At 44.2% G+C, this 14,830-nt stretch carries 17 protein-coding genes; 9 read left to right on the top strand and 8 right to left on the bottom strand.

Annotated features, from left to right (window positions below; all coding sequences use genetic code 11):
* Nucleotides 1-23: 23 nt before the first annotated feature.
* Nucleotides 24-581: a YufK family protein gene (locus AC0DBE_RS15505; RefSeq protein WP_072565199.1), complete on the top strand. Its 558-nt coding sequence runs from the start codon at nucleotides 24-26 to the stop codon at nucleotides 579-581.
* A gap of 17 nt (nucleotides 582-598) precedes the next feature.
* Here AC0DBE_RS15505 and AC0DBE_RS15500 read toward each other — a convergent pair whose 3' ends face one another.
* The 3 genes from AC0DBE_RS15500 to AC0DBE_RS15490 all read right to left on the bottom strand — a co-directional run bounded on the left by AC0DBE_RS15500 (nucleotide 599) and on the right by AC0DBE_RS15490 (nucleotide 4,208).
* Nucleotides 599-1,012, bottom strand: a complete 414-nt coding sequence (locus AC0DBE_RS15500) for a thiol-disulfide oxidoreductase DCC family protein (protein WP_003220746.1) — start codon at nucleotides 1,010-1,012, stop codon at nucleotides 599-601.
* A 20-nt stretch (nucleotides 1,013-1,032) separates the two neighbouring features.
* The gene (locus tag AC0DBE_RS15495) at nucleotides 1,033-2,907 is read right to left on the bottom strand and encodes a transglycosylase domain-containing protein (protein ID WP_472962789.1); all 1,875 of its coding nucleotides are present in this window, start codon (nucleotides 2,905-2,907) and stop codon (nucleotides 1,033-1,035) included.
* Nucleotides 2,908-2,999: 92 nt separating this feature from the next.
* Nucleotides 3,000-4,208: a multidrug efflux MFS transporter gene (locus AC0DBE_RS15490; RefSeq protein WP_472962918.1), complete on the bottom strand. Its 1,209-nt coding sequence runs from the start codon at nucleotides 4,206-4,208 to the stop codon at nucleotides 3,000-3,002.
* Here AC0DBE_RS15490 and AC0DBE_RS15485 point away from each other — a divergent pair.
* Both AC0DBE_RS15485 and kapD read left to right on the top strand, forming a co-directional pair.
* Entirely contained in the window at nucleotides 4,111-4,314 is a 204-nt protein-coding gene (locus tag AC0DBE_RS15485; RefSeq protein ID WP_041521190.1) for a hypothetical protein, read from the top strand. The two genes, AC0DBE_RS15490 and AC0DBE_RS15485, sit on opposite strands and share 98 nt — an antisense overlap.
* A 75-nt stretch (nucleotides 4,315-4,389) precedes the next feature.
* Nucleotides 4,390-5,007 carry a 3'-5' exonuclease KapD gene (gene kapD / locus AC0DBE_RS15480; protein WP_014114965.1) on the top strand — a complete coding sequence of 206 codons (618 nt, stop codon included), beginning with the start codon at nucleotides 4,390-4,392 and terminating at the stop codon, nucleotides 5,005-5,007.
* 26 nt (nucleotides 5,008-5,033) lie between these two features.
* Here the strand turns inward: kapD and kapB are convergent, their stop codons facing one another.
* The 3 genes from kapB to patB form a co-directional block, all read right to left on the bottom strand.
* Nucleotides 5,034-5,420, bottom strand: coding sequence for a kinase-associated lipoprotein KapB (gene kapB, locus AC0DBE_RS15475; protein WP_061188042.1), 387 nt, complete (start codon nucleotides 5,418-5,420; stop codon nucleotides 5,034-5,036).
* A gap of 45 nt (nucleotides 5,421-5,465) precedes the next feature.
* On the bottom strand, nucleotides 5,466-6,752 hold the full coding sequence (gene kinB / locus AC0DBE_RS15470; RefSeq protein ID WP_014114963.1) for a sporulation sensor histidine kinase KinB: 1,287 nt from the start codon (nucleotides 6,750-6,752) through the stop codon (nucleotides 5,466-5,468).
* A 128-nt stretch (nucleotides 6,753-6,880) separates the two neighbouring features.
* Nucleotides 6,881-8,044, bottom strand: coding sequence for a cystathionine beta-lyase PatB (patB, locus tag AC0DBE_RS15465; protein ID WP_072182184.1), 1,164 nt, complete (start codon nucleotides 8,042-8,044; stop codon nucleotides 6,881-6,883).
* Nucleotides 8,045-8,130: 86 nt separating this feature from the next.
* On the opposite strand from patB, the gene AC0DBE_RS15460 reads away from it, so the two are divergent.
* Nucleotides 8,131-8,391: a YugE family protein gene (locus AC0DBE_RS15460; RefSeq protein ID WP_014114961.1), complete on the top strand. Its 261-nt coding sequence runs from the start codon at nucleotides 8,131-8,133 to the stop codon at nucleotides 8,389-8,391.
* A gap of 26 nt (nucleotides 8,392-8,417) precedes the next feature.
* Here the strand turns inward: AC0DBE_RS15460 and AC0DBE_RS15455 are convergent, their stop codons facing one another.
* The gene (locus AC0DBE_RS15455; RefSeq protein ID WP_472962786.1) at nucleotides 8,418-9,239 is read right to left on the bottom strand and encodes an alpha/beta fold hydrolase; all 822 of its coding nucleotides are present in this window, start codon (nucleotides 9,237-9,239) and stop codon (nucleotides 8,418-8,420) included.
* Nucleotides 9,240-9,387: 148 nt separating this feature from the next.
* Between AC0DBE_RS15455 and AC0DBE_RS15450 the strand changes: the two genes are divergently transcribed.
* The 3 genes from AC0DBE_RS15450 (at nucleotide 9,388) to yugI (ending at nucleotide 11,643) form a co-directional block, all read left to right on the top strand.
* Entirely contained in the window at nucleotides 9,388-9,888 is a 501-nt protein-coding gene (locus tag AC0DBE_RS15450; RefSeq protein ID WP_472962784.1) for an Lrp/AsnC family transcriptional regulator, read from the top strand.
* On the top strand, nucleotides 9,889-11,049 hold the full coding sequence (locus tag AC0DBE_RS15445; protein WP_014114958.1) for an aminotransferase: 1,161 nt from the start codon (nucleotides 9,889-9,891) through the stop codon (nucleotides 11,047-11,049). It abuts the gene before it with no gap.
* A gap of 201 nt (nucleotides 11,050-11,250) precedes the next feature.
* Complete coding sequence (gene yugI, locus AC0DBE_RS15440) at nucleotides 11,251-11,643, top strand: S1 domain-containing post-transcriptional regulator GSP13 (RefSeq protein ID WP_003228864.1); 393 nt, start codon at nucleotides 11,251-11,253, stop codon at nucleotides 11,641-11,643.
* Between the two features lie 205 nt (nucleotides 11,644-11,848).
* Here the strand turns inward: yugI and AC0DBE_RS15435 are convergent, their stop codons facing one another.
* Complete coding sequence (locus AC0DBE_RS15435; RefSeq protein ID WP_003220771.1) at nucleotides 11,849-12,085, bottom strand: DUF378 domain-containing protein; 237 nt, start codon at nucleotides 12,083-12,085, stop codon at nucleotides 11,849-11,851.
* Between the two features lie 230 nt (nucleotides 12,086-12,315).
* Between AC0DBE_RS15435 and AC0DBE_RS15430 the strand changes: the two genes are divergently transcribed.
* The gene (locus AC0DBE_RS15430; RefSeq protein WP_472962779.1) at nucleotides 12,316-13,479 is read left to right on the top strand and encodes an iron-containing alcohol dehydrogenase; all 1,164 of its coding nucleotides are present in this window, start codon (nucleotides 12,316-12,318) and stop codon (nucleotides 13,477-13,479) included.
* 104 nt (nucleotides 13,480-13,583) lie between these two features.
* Nucleotides 13,584-14,765, top strand: coding sequence for an iron-containing alcohol dehydrogenase (locus AC0DBE_RS15425; protein ID WP_242734420.1), 1,182 nt, complete (start codon nucleotides 13,584-13,586; stop codon nucleotides 14,763-14,765).
* The last annotated feature ends 65 nt before the right edge of the window (nucleotides 14,766-14,830 follow it).

Genomic DNA, 14,830 nt, shown 5'->3' with positions numbered 1-14,830 from the left:
ATTATAGAAAGGGACTTTTTTATATGAAAAATACTTATTTGACAGGATACTTTCCGCTGATTGCGATCCTGCTTTTTAGTTCGTCGTTATCCATTTCAACTTCACTTTATGCGTTGAAGATGCTGTCCTCATTTGGAATGTATGATGGAATGCTCGATTATTTTTCAGAGAAAGGGATCAGGCTTGCGTTATTTGCTGCCTTTGCACTTTTATATTTTATGGTTCTGTCCGCTCTGAAATTAATTGCGAATACCATGACTGAGCTGTCATTGCTGTTTTTTGCTAATGATCCGGAAGGGAACAATCTGAAAAAAATCAGAATGGGTTCCATGATTTATTTAGGCGGCGGGATTTTATCCTTTGTGCTCTTGCAAAATGTCGTCTGGATTGTGATCTGGTTTGCGGTCGTCACGCTCGCTTACTTTGTGTTTATTGTATACCGGATTTATTCGACGCTTTCCCTCATGTCATTAGTCGGATTCATTCTATTGGAACTGCTGTTTTGGTTTACCTTTGTTATCGGTATTCTGTTCATATTTATCAAGCTTTATAATAGCATAATGGCTAGCTTACCTGTGTAAGCTAGCCATTTTTTCGTTTACGGTAAAAATCTTTTTTTGATAGAAGGGGAGGGGAGCATACATTCATTTTTTTTGCCAAACCACTTATAACGGTTCCTGGCAATGAAAGAATAGACCATATCTCTGAAAGGCTTCGGCACTGCGAAAAACAGGACGAAGAGGCGCCATAGGCCCCGCAGATGCCTGAAAACCTTAATGGCTGCAGTTGACTTTGTGTACACTTGGCCGTCTTCAATAAAGACAAAGCTGTCAAACTGATCAGTCGGAAGCCCGCTTTTTTTCAGCAGGCTCTGTCCTGTTTCCGACTGCAACGATGTAAAAGAAATCAGTCCGTCTGGATCACGTTTAATGATAAATTGCACGGCGCCATTGCATAAATTGCACACGCCGTCAAACAGCAAAACGCGATTTGGAATTTGTTCTGATGCCACGCCAGATCCCCTCCGATCCTTTAATAAGCCGCTTGCAGCGTTCCTTTAAAGATGGAAAGCTGAGGGCTGATGCTGTGAAGATATTCAACGCTGCTCGGTGTATCTTTTCCGACCCAGACACCCATTGTGTACGTATCTGTCAGGCCGACAAACCACATATCGTGATAATCATTTGATGTTCCTGTTTTACCGCCGATGTAAGGCGCTTTAAAATATCCTTTTTTCCCTGTCCCGCTTTTCATAACGGAAGACATTAGTTTTTTCAGCTGCATGTTTGTGCGGACACTGAATATTTGAGTCGATTTATCATTCCATTTATAAAGCGTTTTTCCTTTAAGGTCTGTCACCTTTGTAATCGCATGGCTCGGCGTATAGCTTCCGCTGTTGCCGAATGTCGTATACGCCTTTGTCATCTCAAGAGGCGTCATGCCGTTTGTAAATCCGCCAAGCGCGGCCGGGAGAAGATAGTCGCTGTCGACAAGTTTGGCAAAATGATACGGCTCAATATAACTGAATGCTTTTTGGATGCCGACACGGTCCAGCATTCTGATGGCCGGTGTATTATATGAATTTTTAAATGCCGTGTCGAGCGTCACTGTCCCGTACGTACGGTTATTGTAGTTTTGCGGACAGTAATCTCTGCTGCAAAACTTGCTGGCATCAATGGTGCTGCTTGCTGTCGCGCCGGTCTGTTCAATATAAGGACCGTAATCAAGAAGCGGCTTAATGGATGAACCCGGCTGTCTGTATGCCTGGTAGGCGCGGTTAAAGTCATATTTTTGATAGTTTTTCCCGCCGGATAGAGCGATGATTTGATGCGTCTGGTGATTAATCACAGCCGCTCCGCCCTGTACGTCCGCATACGGGAGCTTGGCATTCATTTGTGCCACAACCTGATTTTGCATGTACGGATTAAGTGCAGTATAAATTTTCACGCCGTCTTTCATCAGAGTGCTGACTCTTGCGGACAGCTCGTTTTCGATTTTTTCTTTTTGTTTCCCTGACGCTTTTTGAAGACGTTTATCATAGCCTTCTGATTCAGACACCAGTTGAGTGAATTCATCATTGACATAGGAAACGTAGTCCGGATATTTGTCTTCTCTCTTTTCAACATCCAGCTTGATTTTTTGTTTGACGGCTTTTTTCAGCTCTTTATCCGTAATGACCCCGGCATCTTTTAACCCTTTAAGCAAACGTTCTTGACGGCTTTTCGTGTAGTCAAAATGCTTGAGAGGATCATATAATGTAGGGTTATTAGGTATAGCACAGATAAAAGCCATTTCTCCCACTGTGAGAAATTTCAGCGGTTTGCTGAAATAGAATTCAGCCGCTGAACCGACACCGTAAACGCCATTGTTAAAGTAAATGGTATTTAAGTAAGCTTCAAGAATTTCATTTTTCGTATACTTTTTCTCTAGCTGATAAGAATACGCGAGCTCAGTCAGCTTACGGCTGAAGGAGCGTTCGTGGCTTAAATACAAGTTTCTTGAAAGCTGCTGTGTGATAGTGCTTGCGCCCTGATCAATTTTCTTGTCTTTTACGTTAGAAGCGGTTGCCCGCACCATTCCCATAAAGTCAAAACCTTTATGCTCGTAAAAATGCCGGTCCTCAGACGTTAAGAAAATCTGTTTGACTTCCTCGGGAATCTTGTCAAATGGAACGAGTACGCGGTTTTCATGATCGCTGACGATTTCCGAGACCAAGGAGCCGTCCCTGTCATACATGTAGCTGTTCTGAACAAGGCTGATATCTTTCAGATTAATATTTTTATCAAGCACCTGATCGAGGGACTTCATTTGTTTTACTTCTTTTCCGGAAGCGATAACTGTAAATGCAAACAATGGGATTATGCAAAGGAGCAAAATCCATCCGATTATTTTTCGTAACATGGTCACTCTCTTTTCTCCTAAATTCTAGCCATATCGTACCATTCTTTTGAGTTTACGAGAAGGTTAAATTTAGAAGATTCCTCAGTTTTTTCTGAGAATCAGCTTGCTTTGGCATAAGAATCTTTCCGGAATTTCTGCATGATCCAAAGCATGCAGGCGCCGGCGAAAAAGAGAAACGCTGTGACATAAAAGGCGGCTGAAATTGTAAAATGGCTCGATATGATTCCGCCCAGAAGAGGCCCGAGCACGTTTCCTAAAAAGCGAAAGCTGACATTGTAGCCGAGTACTTCTCCTTGAATGCTGCCGGGAGCCTGAACGCGGATCGCTGCCGTGATGCATGGCAGCAAACCGCCCATCGCCATTCCGAATAAAAATCTGAAAACAAGGAGCACGTTGAGTGAGGACGCGAGCGCCTGCGGAATAAAAAAGAAAGAGGCGACAAGTAAAAGTCCAATTAAAATGCGGCGGTGGCCGTAGCGGTCGCCCAGATCACCCCATTTTCTAGCCAGCAGCAAACTTCCGAGTCCAGTTGCTGAAAATGCCATGCCGGAGAAAAAGGCCAGGTTGACAGGTCCGTGCAGCTCATTTACATATAAAGCGAGCAGCGGCTGGATACTGAAATTGCCTGTTTGAATCAGCATGGTTAACAGCATCATGACCCAAAGCGCCGGCTGGTGAAAAATATAGGAGAGCACTTCTTTTCTCGTGTAAGACGTACGTTTGGCTGTCTTCTCTGCAAGGGGTTTTTCTTTGACACCGAATAACACGAGAAGAACAGATAAGAAAATCACAAAGGATGTGATAAAAAAGGTATACGTAAAGCCGAAATTATCAGCAAGCATGCCTCCCAAAAGCGGGCCGAACAAGCTTCCGGACACTTGCCCCATTTGCAGCGTGCCGAGTGTTTTACCGGCTGAGCTCTTCGGAGTCTGTGCCGAAATCATCGCAAGAGATGTCGGGATGAATCCGGTTACAAGCCCCATTACCATACGCAGAAAAAACAATTGGTACACCGATGTAACAAAGCCCATTAATAAAATGCTGAGGGCTATGCCCGTTCCGGTTGCCATAAGAATTTTCTTGTATCCGCGTTTGTCTCCGAACCGCCCCCAAAACGGGGATACCAAAAACGCCATGAGAAATGTAATGCCGAACACATAGCCGCTCCACCTTTGCACAAAGCCGTTTGAAAAAGTGCTGAGCGTCTCAATATATAAGGAGAGAAAAGGAACGATCATCGTTGTGCTGGCAGAGACAAAAAAGTTGGCCAGCCACACAATGACAAAGTTTTTCTTACGGATAGAAATAACATCACCTTCTTATTATTTCGGGTTCCTTACTAATTATAAAGAAACGATTCACAATTTAAAAGAAACAAAGCGGCTGGGAAAATTCATTATTTTTAGAAAATGAAGAAAGGTCGAGAAGGGAAATAGATATACTATAAAGATAGCATTTTCTGATCGGAGGAAAGGCAGGTGTAAAAAGGTGACGACAAACAGCTTACTCATTATTGATTTCGAATTTACGATGCCCGAAGGAAAGTACAGCCCGCAAAACTTTTTCCCGGAAATCATTGAAGCAGGAATTGTAAAGTCGGTTGATGATGAAGTAGTTGAGACGTTTTCTAGCTATATCAAACCGAAAAAATTCCCGAAGCTGACGAAACGCTGTAAATCATTTTTAAAAATAACTCAAAAGCAGGTAGACGAGGGGATGAGGTTCGAAGATTTTATCCGTAAACTAAACGAGCTTGATCCTGAGAAAAACAGCACGATTATTACGTGGGGAAACATGGACATGAAAGTTCTGAAGCAAAATTGTATGTTTAACCATATTCCTTTCCCATTTAAAGGAGAAATGAGAGATTTATCGCTTGAATACAAAAACTTTTTTGGAGACCGCACGCTCACGGGTTTATGGAAAGCTGCCGAAGAGTATGGAGATACCGGAACCGGCACCCATCATAAAGCGCTTGATGACGCCCTCACTGCTTATAAGCTTTTTAAGCTTGTCGAGCAGGATAAGCAGTATCTCGAAAAGCCAAAACCTCCGACAATCGGCGAAAGAATCGATTTATCCGAACTGTTCAAGCGCGCAACATAAAAAACCCAATCTTTTGTCAGACTGGGCTATGGCCGGTTAAAATATTCTTTTTCTAAAACGTCCAGATTATTCAGGGAGCGCTTTGCCCACTCCGAACCATCCTCATTCAATTTGGCTCTCAGTTGTGCTGCCGCCTCCCGCAGAGACTCGGTATAATCCGGCACTTCACCGTCATATGGCTTCACCATATGATGGGGGATATTGGTCTGTTCGCCGTATGCGAGCGCTTTTCTCTCATGAAAAAAAGGCACATCAGCCTGTTTTGGATGATGAAGGTCTCCTTGAGTGGGATGGGTGAGAACCGCTTTGATTTTCACTAAATAATGCTGTGGCCTGCAAGCAGTAATTTCTCCTATGTATACACCTGTTTTGTAAAATCCTTTAACGATAGAGCCAGTTTCAAACGTGCTCATCTTTCATCACCTCGCATTTATTCTATAAAAGTTCCAATCGATTTGCTAGTGAGGAAGATCAGCGGGAAGCTTAATTGTCACCGTGGTGCCTCTTTGGAAGCTGCTGTTAAAAGAAATGGTCCCGTGATGATGTTCAATAATTGAAAAGGTCACAGTAAGCCCGAGTCCCGTTCCGTTCGTTTTTAATGAGTAATAAGGTTCGCCGAGTTTTTGCATTTGATTGTCTGTCATGCCGACTCCATTATCTGAGATGTTAATCGTAATCGTATGGCCGCTTCTTTTGGCTGATATGTGGATCAACCCCTTCCCGTGGGGAACGGCTTCAATGCTGTTTTTCATCAGGTTGATGACAGCCTGCTTCAGCTTTGTTGCATCTCCGTATATAAAAAGATCCGGCTCTGCTTCAGCCTCGACGGTTACAGACTTGTAATTGGCATACGACACCATAAGGGAGCTTGTCTCTTTGATAAGAGCTGATAAATCAAAGACCTCTTTTTCGTACAATTGCTGTTTGGCCATATCGAGATAGTTTGTAATAATGTCTTGCGCCCGATCAAGCTCTGACAGTACAAGCTTTTTGTAATCCGCACTCGACTTGTTCTGAAGGGTTTCGTCATTAAAAAGCAGCTGGACAAACCCGCGGACAACTGTCAGTGGATTCCTGACTTCATGAGCGACGCTCGCTGCCAGTTCACTCACAATCGTCATTTTTTCTGAATGGATAAGCTGTGAACGCAGGGCGATATTTTCGGCGATGCTTTCTATAATATAGATGCTTAAAAGAAGAACGCTGGAGCGGAACAGCCCTGAGACAGCTGCCTCACAAAGTAAAATTCCTGATTTTTGAAAATTTAAAATATTCAAGGCGGAAAAAATCCAGCTGGAGGCGAAAAATAAGAAGATCTCCAAGCAGCTGATCAACAAAGACAGCAGCAGTTTTTTCGCTTTGGACATGAATGGCCATTTTTTCTGAAATAAGATTGGGATGATGATAAGAAAAGGCAGCAAAGTGAAAACAAACATTGCGGAAGGTTCGTAAAACAGCAGTTCAAAACATAAGACAGCTGCGGCGACTGTAAGGCCGGAAGCAGTACTAATGTAAAATAAACAAATGATAACGGGAATCATCTGAAGGCCGTATTGTATGTAGTCCATTTCATGAATAGGGAATATAATGCATAAAACAGAGGCGCCGCAGGCGAATAACGTGACCAACCCGCTGTTTATTTTGGGCACAAGGATCGCCGGCTTTCCAAGCCAAAACACTTGGTAGAGAAGAATAGGAAACAAAATAAAGCAGATATGCAGGAGATAGTCTTTTAGAATTTCCATTCGTGTGAAATCCTTTCGTATAAAATATGAATCTATTATAACACTAAATATTAGAAGTAAAATATAAAATTCCTTTATAAAGAACGCCTTTACGAATGTAGACGTAAAGGCGTTTAATAGGCTATATTTTACGCTAAGGCTGCTTTGATGCGGCGCAGGCCGTCCTGCAAGGTTGCGAGAGAGCATCCCGCGTTTAGGCGCATAAATCCTTCTCCGCCAGGCCCGTATTTCGTTCCGGGCTCTAAAATAACTTTTCCTTTTTTCAGCATCCTTTGCTGAAGCTCCGCGTCGGACAAGCCGTAAGCGCTGAAGTCGAGCCAGATCAGGTAAGATGCGTCCGGCTTCATCATTTTGACTTTCGGCAGCTCGGTGCTCAAAAAGGCTTCAGCTTCGTTCATGTTTTTCTCAAGGTAAGAGATCAATTCATCGAGCCATGGTCCGCCTTTTGAGTAAGCAGCTTCGATCGCTGTGACTGCAAATGCGTTCAGTCCACCTAAACCATTGCGCTGCAGGCTTGCGGAAAACTTGGCGCGCTTCAGCCGGTCCGGAATAATGATGGCCGACGCCTGCAATCCGGCGATATTAAATGTTTTGCTTGGTGCAGCACATGTCACAGATATCTCCGCGAAATCGTCAGAGAGAGAAGCGAACGGCGTGTGTTTATGTCCGTACAGCATGAGGTCGGAATGGATTTCATCCGACACAACTGTAACCCCATGCTCAAGACACAATTCGCCGAGCTTCAGTAAATCTTCCCGTCCCCATGAACGTCCTGAAGGGTTATGAGGATTGCATAAAATAAACAATTTGACGCTTGGATCACTAAGCTTCGTCTCCAAATCTTCAAAATCCATTGCATACGTGCCGTCTTTTTTTTGCAGCGGATTATGTAAAATGCGCCGGCCGTTTTTCTCAATCATATGGTAAAAAGGTGTATAAACAGGAGGCTGGACAACCACTTGGTCTTCAGGCTCTGTGAAAGCTTGTACCGCCATGCCCAAAGCTGTGACAACGCCCGGGCTGAATGTGATGCTTTCTGGGTTCACCTTCCAGCCGTGCCTGTTTTGCATCCATCCGCACACAGCATCCTTCGTTTTTTGATCTGGAGCCGTATAACCGAAAATCCCGTGGTCAAGGCGCTCTTTTAATGCTTCAGTTATCGCTTCCGGCGCGCGAAAATCCATATCCGCCACCCACATCGGGAGTGCGTCTGTCACGCCGAATAATTCGCCTGCTTTGTCCCATTTGACCGATTGGGTGCCAAGGCGTTCTTCTCGTTTATCAAAGTTCATTCTGTTACCCCCTCATGTATGTTTATTCTTCTTAACGTAACTATGATAAAATTGAACTGCAAATTTTATTATAAGCGGTGATAAATATGGAAGAAAGTCAAGCAGTCAGGGAAATGATCAAGATCATTGCCAAATGGGACCCGTTTAAATATGGAGAAGAGTTTTACGAAACGGAGGCTGTTGATGTCGTGCAGGCTGTCTATGATGAAGACGATCCCGACGTGCTGGCAAAAAGCATTCAGCATATATTTGAAGCTTCTTTTGAACAAACGCTGCCGATTGACAGTTGCCGGGAAGTGGCTGGCCAGCTTTTATTCATTAAAGACAGCAGCTCCTGCACGCCTTAAAAAACCGGTTCAGCACCGGTTTTTTGTTATTTGATAAACTCTGCAATGTGTTCGGAAACGAATTCAGGCCGTTCCTCAGGCACCAGATGTCCAGTCTGACCTAGTGAGTACAGCACGGAATCGGGCAAATCTCCGTGCAGCCGTTTACCAATCTCCACAGGGACGATTCGGTCCTCCTCGCCCCAAATCAATAAAGCAGGCTTGTTCATTTTCTTTAATTGCTCGGCTTCTAAATCTCCTTCTCTATGACGGATAAACCTTGTCATGGCTTTGAAAATCTGCTCGTCTTGAAACGGCCTGCCATAGCCGTCAATCATTTCTTCATCGATCAGCGATTTGTCATGCACAACATTTAATAAATTTTTCATCACGCCTTCTTTCGAAAGCCAGCGCTTGATATAAAGATGAAAATACGGGAGGTGGGTCCCGAAAATGATCGATGGGTGCGAACGTTTTAAATACCCTGAACTGCAAAGCAGCACAACCTTTGAAAAAAGCTCCGGCTTTTGGAGAGCAGCGGCCAGCGAAATCTGTCCGCCCATAGAATGGCCGACAAGCGCAGCCTGCTTGACTTGCAAGTGTTCCAAAATCCCAATGACAAGCTTAGCGAGGTTTTGATAGGTATAGATAAAAGTTCTTGATTTTTCAGATTGGCCGAAAGGAGGCAGATCAAGCGCGATGATGTCGTACCTGTCCCGAAGGAGAGGGATGACTTTTCTGAAGCTGAAAGCAGACGATAAAAAACCATGTATGCAAACCAGCGTTTGCCTGCCCGGATTTTGATAATGTTCGTAGTATACATTTACGCCATCGACTGTAAGCCGCCTTGTTGGTGAAACCGCCTCCATTCTATGTCACTCCCTTTCATGTGATGTCTGTATTGTGCCCTGAAATTGTCAATTCTAGCGGAAGTTTCTCCTCGTTTTTTCTTAGCATTCGTCAAAAAACGTGATATAATGTCATGAGATTTCTTGACATTGCAAAGGTGTGAAACGAATGAAATTGACAGAAAAAGAAACAGAAATATTAGAAATTTTAGACGAAAACAGCCGCGCCGATTTAGAAACAATCGCAAAGATGGCGGGTATCCCTGTAAATGAAGTACAAACAATTATTGACAAGCTGGAAAAAGAAAAGGTTATCATCGATTATTCCGCTATGATTGACTGGCGAAAAGTCGACGGACATGAAGGCGTCACAGCCATGATTGACGTTAAAGTAACGCCGAAGCGGGGAGTCGGTTTTGATGAAGTGGCGGAACGGATTTACCGGTTCCAAGAGGTTGAATCAGTTTACCTGATGTCAGGCGTGTACGATTTGTCTGTCGTGATTCGCGGCAATTCGATGTCTGACGTAGCGCGTTTTGTTTCAGATAAATTATCCACGCTTGAATCAGTTGTATCTACGACAACCCATTTTATCCTGAAAAAATACAAGCATGACGGCAAAGTGTTTGAAACAGGAGACGACGACAAAAGAATCGTGGTGTCACCGTAAATGACTTCGTATTTATCTGACTATGTACAACAAATAAAGCCGTCCGGCATCCGCAAATTCTTTGATTTGGCGGCAACGATGGAAGGCGTCATTTCTTTAGGCGTCGGCGAACCTGATTTTGTTACCGCATGGAATGTCCGCGAAGCAAGCATTCTCTCCCTTGAACAAGGATATACGTCATACACTGCAAATGCCGGCTTATACTCATTGCGAGAAGAAATCAGCCGTTATTTGAGCAGCAGGTTTGACCTTAGCTATTCGCCAGACAATGAACTGATTGTGACAGTAGGAGCAAGTCAGGCTTTGGATATTGCGATCCGCGCCATTGTGAATCCAGGTGAGGAAGTCATCATTCCTGAGCCGTGTTTTGTGGCGTACGATGCGCTTGTTTCCTTGGCAGGAGGCATCCCGGTTCACGTTCATACAACGGCAGACAAAGGATTTAAAGCAACGGCTGCGGATTTTGAAGCGGCAGTCACTGAAAAAACAAAAGCCATTCTCATCTGCTCGCCATCGAATCCGACAGGTTCGGTTTATTCGAAGGAAGAGCTGAATGAGATTGCTGAGTTTGCCAAAAAACATGATGTCATCGTCTTAGCCGACGAGATCTACGCGGAGCTGACATATGATGAGGAATTTACAAGCATAGCGGCTTTACCGGGAATGAAGGAACGGACGGTTGTCATCTCAGGCTTTTCAAAAGCGTTTGCGATGACGGGCTGGAGGCTCGGTTTTGCCGCAGCACCACCTGTGCTTCGGGATGCAATGCTTAAAATTCACCAGTATGCGATGATGTGCGCGCCGGCAATGGCGCAGTTTGCCGCCCTTGAAGGCTTGAAGAACGGCATGGAAGACGTAGAAAAAATGAAAAAAAGCTACCGAAGAAGACGGAATTTGTTTGTGGAAACGCTCAATGAAATCGGCCTCAGCTGTCATCATCCGGGCGGCGCTTTCTATGCTTTTCCATCCATCAAAAGCACGGGAATGAGCTCGGAGCAGTTTGCCGAAGAGCTTCTGACGCAGGAAAAAGTGGCTGTTGTTCCGGGAAGTGTGTTTGGTCCGAGCGGTGAAGGGTATATCCGCTGTTCATACGCAACCTCGATCGAACAGCTTCAAGAAGCGTTAGTCAGAATGAAACGCTTCCTGCATAAAACAACATAAAAAAAGATACGAACCTTTTGTTCGCATCCAATAAAAGGGGGGAATACTAGAAAGCCTTTGGTATTTTCAGTTTACCCCCTTTTTGCTGTGCATAAACCTAATTTTTTAATAAAAAGTTTTCTTTGCGGAAATAAGACATGTGTGATATAATTTTAAATTGCGTATAAACAGATATTTAATTTAACTTAGGAGTTGTTATGAATGGCAGCAAAATTTGAAGTGGGCAGTGTTTACACTGGTAAAGTTACAGGATTACAAGCGTATGGTGCGTTTGTTGCATTAGATGAAGAAACTCAAGGTTTAGTACACATTTCTGAAGTGACTCACGGTTTCGTAAAAGATATCAACGAGCACCTTTCAGTTGGCGACGAAGTACAAGTAAAAGTACTTGCTGTTGATGAAGAAAAAGGAAAAATCAGCCTTTCAATTCGTGCGACACAAGCTGCGCCTGAGAAAAAAGAAAGCAAACCAAGAAAACCTAAAGCCGCGCAAGTAAGCGAAGAAGCTTCTACACCACAAGGTTTCAACACATTAAAAGATAAGCTTGAAGAGTGGATCGAAATGTCCAACCGCAAAGACCTTATCAAAAAGTAAGCATGAAAAAAGCACCGGGCAGGAATGTCCGGTGCTTTTGTTTCTTTTTTCAGCGTGATTGTAAACCTTTGAAGTCTAGGAAGGGCGAGCATTGGAGCACAGCGAATGTACAATTCGTGAGCACCGACGCACAGACCTGACAACGAATGCGAAGGTTTGTCAACTCGCTGAAGCACCGGACAGGAATGTTCGGTGCTTTTTTATCCTATCGCATTTCAGGATTTGCTGCCTCTTCACGTGATCTTTCCTCGTTTGGTTTAAACAGCAGACCGAGGTTGATTAAGCCGGCGATTCCGACAAGTCCGTAAATGATGCGGGAAAGGGCTGACCCTTGGCCGCCGAAGATGGCCGCTACTAAGTCAAATTGGAAAAATCCGATCAGTCCCCAGTTAATAGCGCCAATAATCGTTAAAACAAGACAAATTCTTTGGATGGTACTCATGTTTTGCAACCTCCTCCATGAATTATTAAAACAGTTATAGATTGTGACATATTGGAGAATCTATACATGCATTCTCCATATTGAGGGAAACCGGTCTGCCCTCACCTATATCAATTTCTTTCCCAGCATCTTGCCATATAAAACCATGCCATATGTTGGCCGGTGAGAGCTGATTGCTTTACATGTAGTGAGGACATTCTGCATAATAAAAAATCTAAGGAGGAGATGTCATGCAAAACTTTACATACTGGAATCCGACCAAATTAATTTTCGGGCGCGGAGAAGTGGAAAGACTGCCAGAGGAACTCAAACCGTACGGGAAAAACGTATTGCTTGTCTACGGAGGCGGAAGCATTAAACGCAGCGGTCTGTATGACCAAGTGATTGAACAGCTGAATAAAGCCGGAGTGACCGTGCATGAATTAGCAGGTGTAGAACCGAATCCGCGTGTGTCGACTGTTAATAAGGGTGTTGCCATCTGCAAAGAACATAACATTGATTTCTTGCTGGCTGTCGGCGGCGGAAGTGTCATCGACTGTACAAAAGCGATTGCCGCAGGAGCGAAGTATGATGGTGATGCGTGGGATATCGTCACGAAAAAACATCAGCCGAAGGATGCTTTGCCATTCGGAACCGTATTGACTCTTGCTGCAACTGGTTCTGAAATGAACTCAGGCTCGGTTATTACAAACTGGGAAACAAAAGAAAAATACGGCTGGGGCAGCCCGCTCGTATTCCCTAAATTCTCGATTCTTGATCCGGTGAATACGTTCACCGTTCCTAAAAATCACACGATCTATGGTATGGTTGACATGATGAGCCACGTATTCGAACAATACTTCCATCATGTATCAAACACGCCGTATCAGGACCGTATGTGTGAATCACTTCTGCGCACAGTCATTGAAACAGCGCCTAAGCTGATCAATGATCTCGAAAATTACGAATTGCGTGAGACGATCCTGTACACAGGAACAATTGCATTAAACGGCATGCTTTCTATGGGTGCAAGAGGGGATTGGGCAACTCATAATATTGAACATGCAGTATCAGCCGTTTATGATATTCCTCATGCCGGCGGACTGGCGATTCTGTTCCCGAACTGGATGAGACACACATTGTCTGAAAACCCTGCCCGCATGAAACAGCTTGCAGTTCGCGTGTTTGGAGTAGAAGAAGCTGGTAAAACAGATGAGGAAATCGCACTTGAAGGTATCGATAAGCTGTCTGCGTTCTGGACAAGCCTTGGCGCTCCGAATCGTCTTGCTGATTATGATATCAATGATGAGCAGCTTGACACAATTGCTGACAAGGCTATGGCGAACGGTACATTCGGCCAATTTAAATTGCTCAACAAAGAAGATGTGCTTGCCATTTTGAAAGCATCTCTATAAAAAAAAGGGGAAACAGCCGTTTGGCTGCTTCCCTTTTTCTTTTTGCCTGCTTATGTTACAATGGAAAATCTGTTTTTTTACCAGCATTATTTGGAGGTTTTACAATGGAAAATTTCACTTATTATAATCCGACGAAGCTGATCTTCGGAAAAGGTCAGATTGAACATTTAAGAAAAGAATTAAAACAATACGGCAATTCCGGCAAGAAGGTGCTGCTTGTCTACGGAGGCGGCAGCATTAAACGCAACGGTCTCTATGATCAAGTTACAGGCATTTTAAAAGAAGAAGGCGCTATTGTTCATGAGCTGTCAGGTGTAGAGCCGAACCCGCGTCTTGCAACAGTGGAAAAAGGCATCGCCCTATGCAGAGAGCATGACATTGATTTTCTGCTTGCTGTCGGCGGCGGAAGTGTCATTGACTGCACAAAAGCGATTGCTGCCGGCGTCAAATACGACGGCGACGCTTGGGATATTTTCAGCAAAAAAGTAACAGCAGAAGATGCGCTGCCGTTCGGCACTGTTTTAACTCTTGCTGCGACAGGTTCTGAAATGAACCCTGATTCCGTAATTACAAACTGGGAAACAAACGAGAAATATGTTTGGGGCAGCAATGTGACTCATCCGCGTTTCTCGATTTTAGATCCTGAAAATACGTTCACTGTTCCAGAAAATCAAACAGTATACGGCATGGTTGACATGATGAGCCACGTATTTGAACAATACTTCCATAATGTTGAAAATACGCCGCTTCAGGATAGAATGTGTTTTGCGGTTCTGCAGACGGTCATCGAAACAGCTCCTAAGCTTCTTGAAGACCTGGAAAACTACGAACATCGTGAAACGATTTTGTATGCAGGTACAATCGCTTTAAACGGCACGCTCCAAATGGGCTACTTCGGCGACTGGGCTTCTCATACAATGGAACACGCTGTTTCAGCTGTGTATGATATTCCGCATGCGGGCGGACTTGCGATTCTGTTCCCGAACTGGATGAGATACACGCTTGATACAAATGTCGGCCGCTTTAAAAACCTCATGCTCAACATGTTTGACATTGATACTGAAGGCAAAACAGATAAAGAAATTGCGCTTGAAGGCATCGATAAGCTGTCTGCATTCTGGACAAGCCTCGGCGCGCCTTCCCGACTTGCCGATTACAATATCGGAGAAGAAAAGCTTGAGCTGATTGCTGATATCGCAGCCAAAGAAATGGAACACGGCGGCTTCGGCAACTTCCAAAAACTGAACAAAGATGACGTGCTCGCCATCCTTCGCGCGTCTCTATAAACCCAGAGGGCGGAATACAGTCATTCCGCCCTTTCTTCTTGACTTGATTTCACAGATAAGTTCAT

Source organism: Bacillus sp. VA15 (assembly GCF_055721145.1).
This window is presented reverse-complemented; position numbering and strand designations above follow the sequence as displayed.

Coding starts and splice junctions, on each gene's coding strand:
- yugI (WP_003228864.1), top strand. CDS start 11,251: ATGGCAGCAAAATTTGAAGTGGGCAGTGTTTACACTGGTAAAGTTACA.
- AC0DBE_RS15425 (WP_242734420.1), top strand. CDS start 13,584: ATGGAAAATTTCACTTATTATAATCCGACGAAGCTGATCTTCGGAAAA.
- AC0DBE_RS15445 (WP_014114958.1), top strand. CDS start 9,889: ATGACTTCGTATTTATCTGACTATGTACAACAAATAAAGCCGTCCGGC.
- kinB (WP_014114963.1), bottom strand. CDS start 6,752: ATGGAAATTCTAAAAGACTATCTCCTGCATATCTGCTTTATTTTGTTT.
- patB (WP_072182184.1), bottom strand. CDS start 8,044: ATGAACTTTGATAAACGAGAAGAACGCCTTGGCACCCAATCGGTCAAA.
- kapB (WP_061188042.1), bottom strand. CDS start 5,420: ATGAGCACGTTTGAAACTGGCTCTATCGTTAAAGGATTTTACAAAACA.
- AC0DBE_RS15455 (WP_472962786.1), bottom strand. CDS start 9,239: ATGGAGGCGGTTTCACCAACAAGGCGGCTTACAGTCGATGGCGTAAAT.
- AC0DBE_RS15430 (WP_472962779.1), top strand. CDS start 12,316: ATGCAAAACTTTACATACTGGAATCCGACCAAATTAATTTTCGGGCGC.
- AC0DBE_RS15460 (WP_014114961.1), top strand. CDS start 8,131: ATGGAAGAAAGTCAAGCAGTCAGGGAAATGATCAAGATCATTGCCAAA.
- AC0DBE_RS15450 (WP_472962784.1), top strand. CDS start 9,388: ATGAAATTGACAGAAAAAGAAACAGAAATATTAGAAATTTTAGACGAA.
- AC0DBE_RS15435 (WP_003220771.1), bottom strand. CDS start 12,085: ATGAGTACCATCCAAAGAATTTGTCTTGTTTTAACGATTATTGGCGCT.
- AC0DBE_RS15505 (WP_072565199.1), top strand. CDS start 24: ATGAAAAATACTTATTTGACAGGATACTTTCCGCTGATTGCGATCCTG.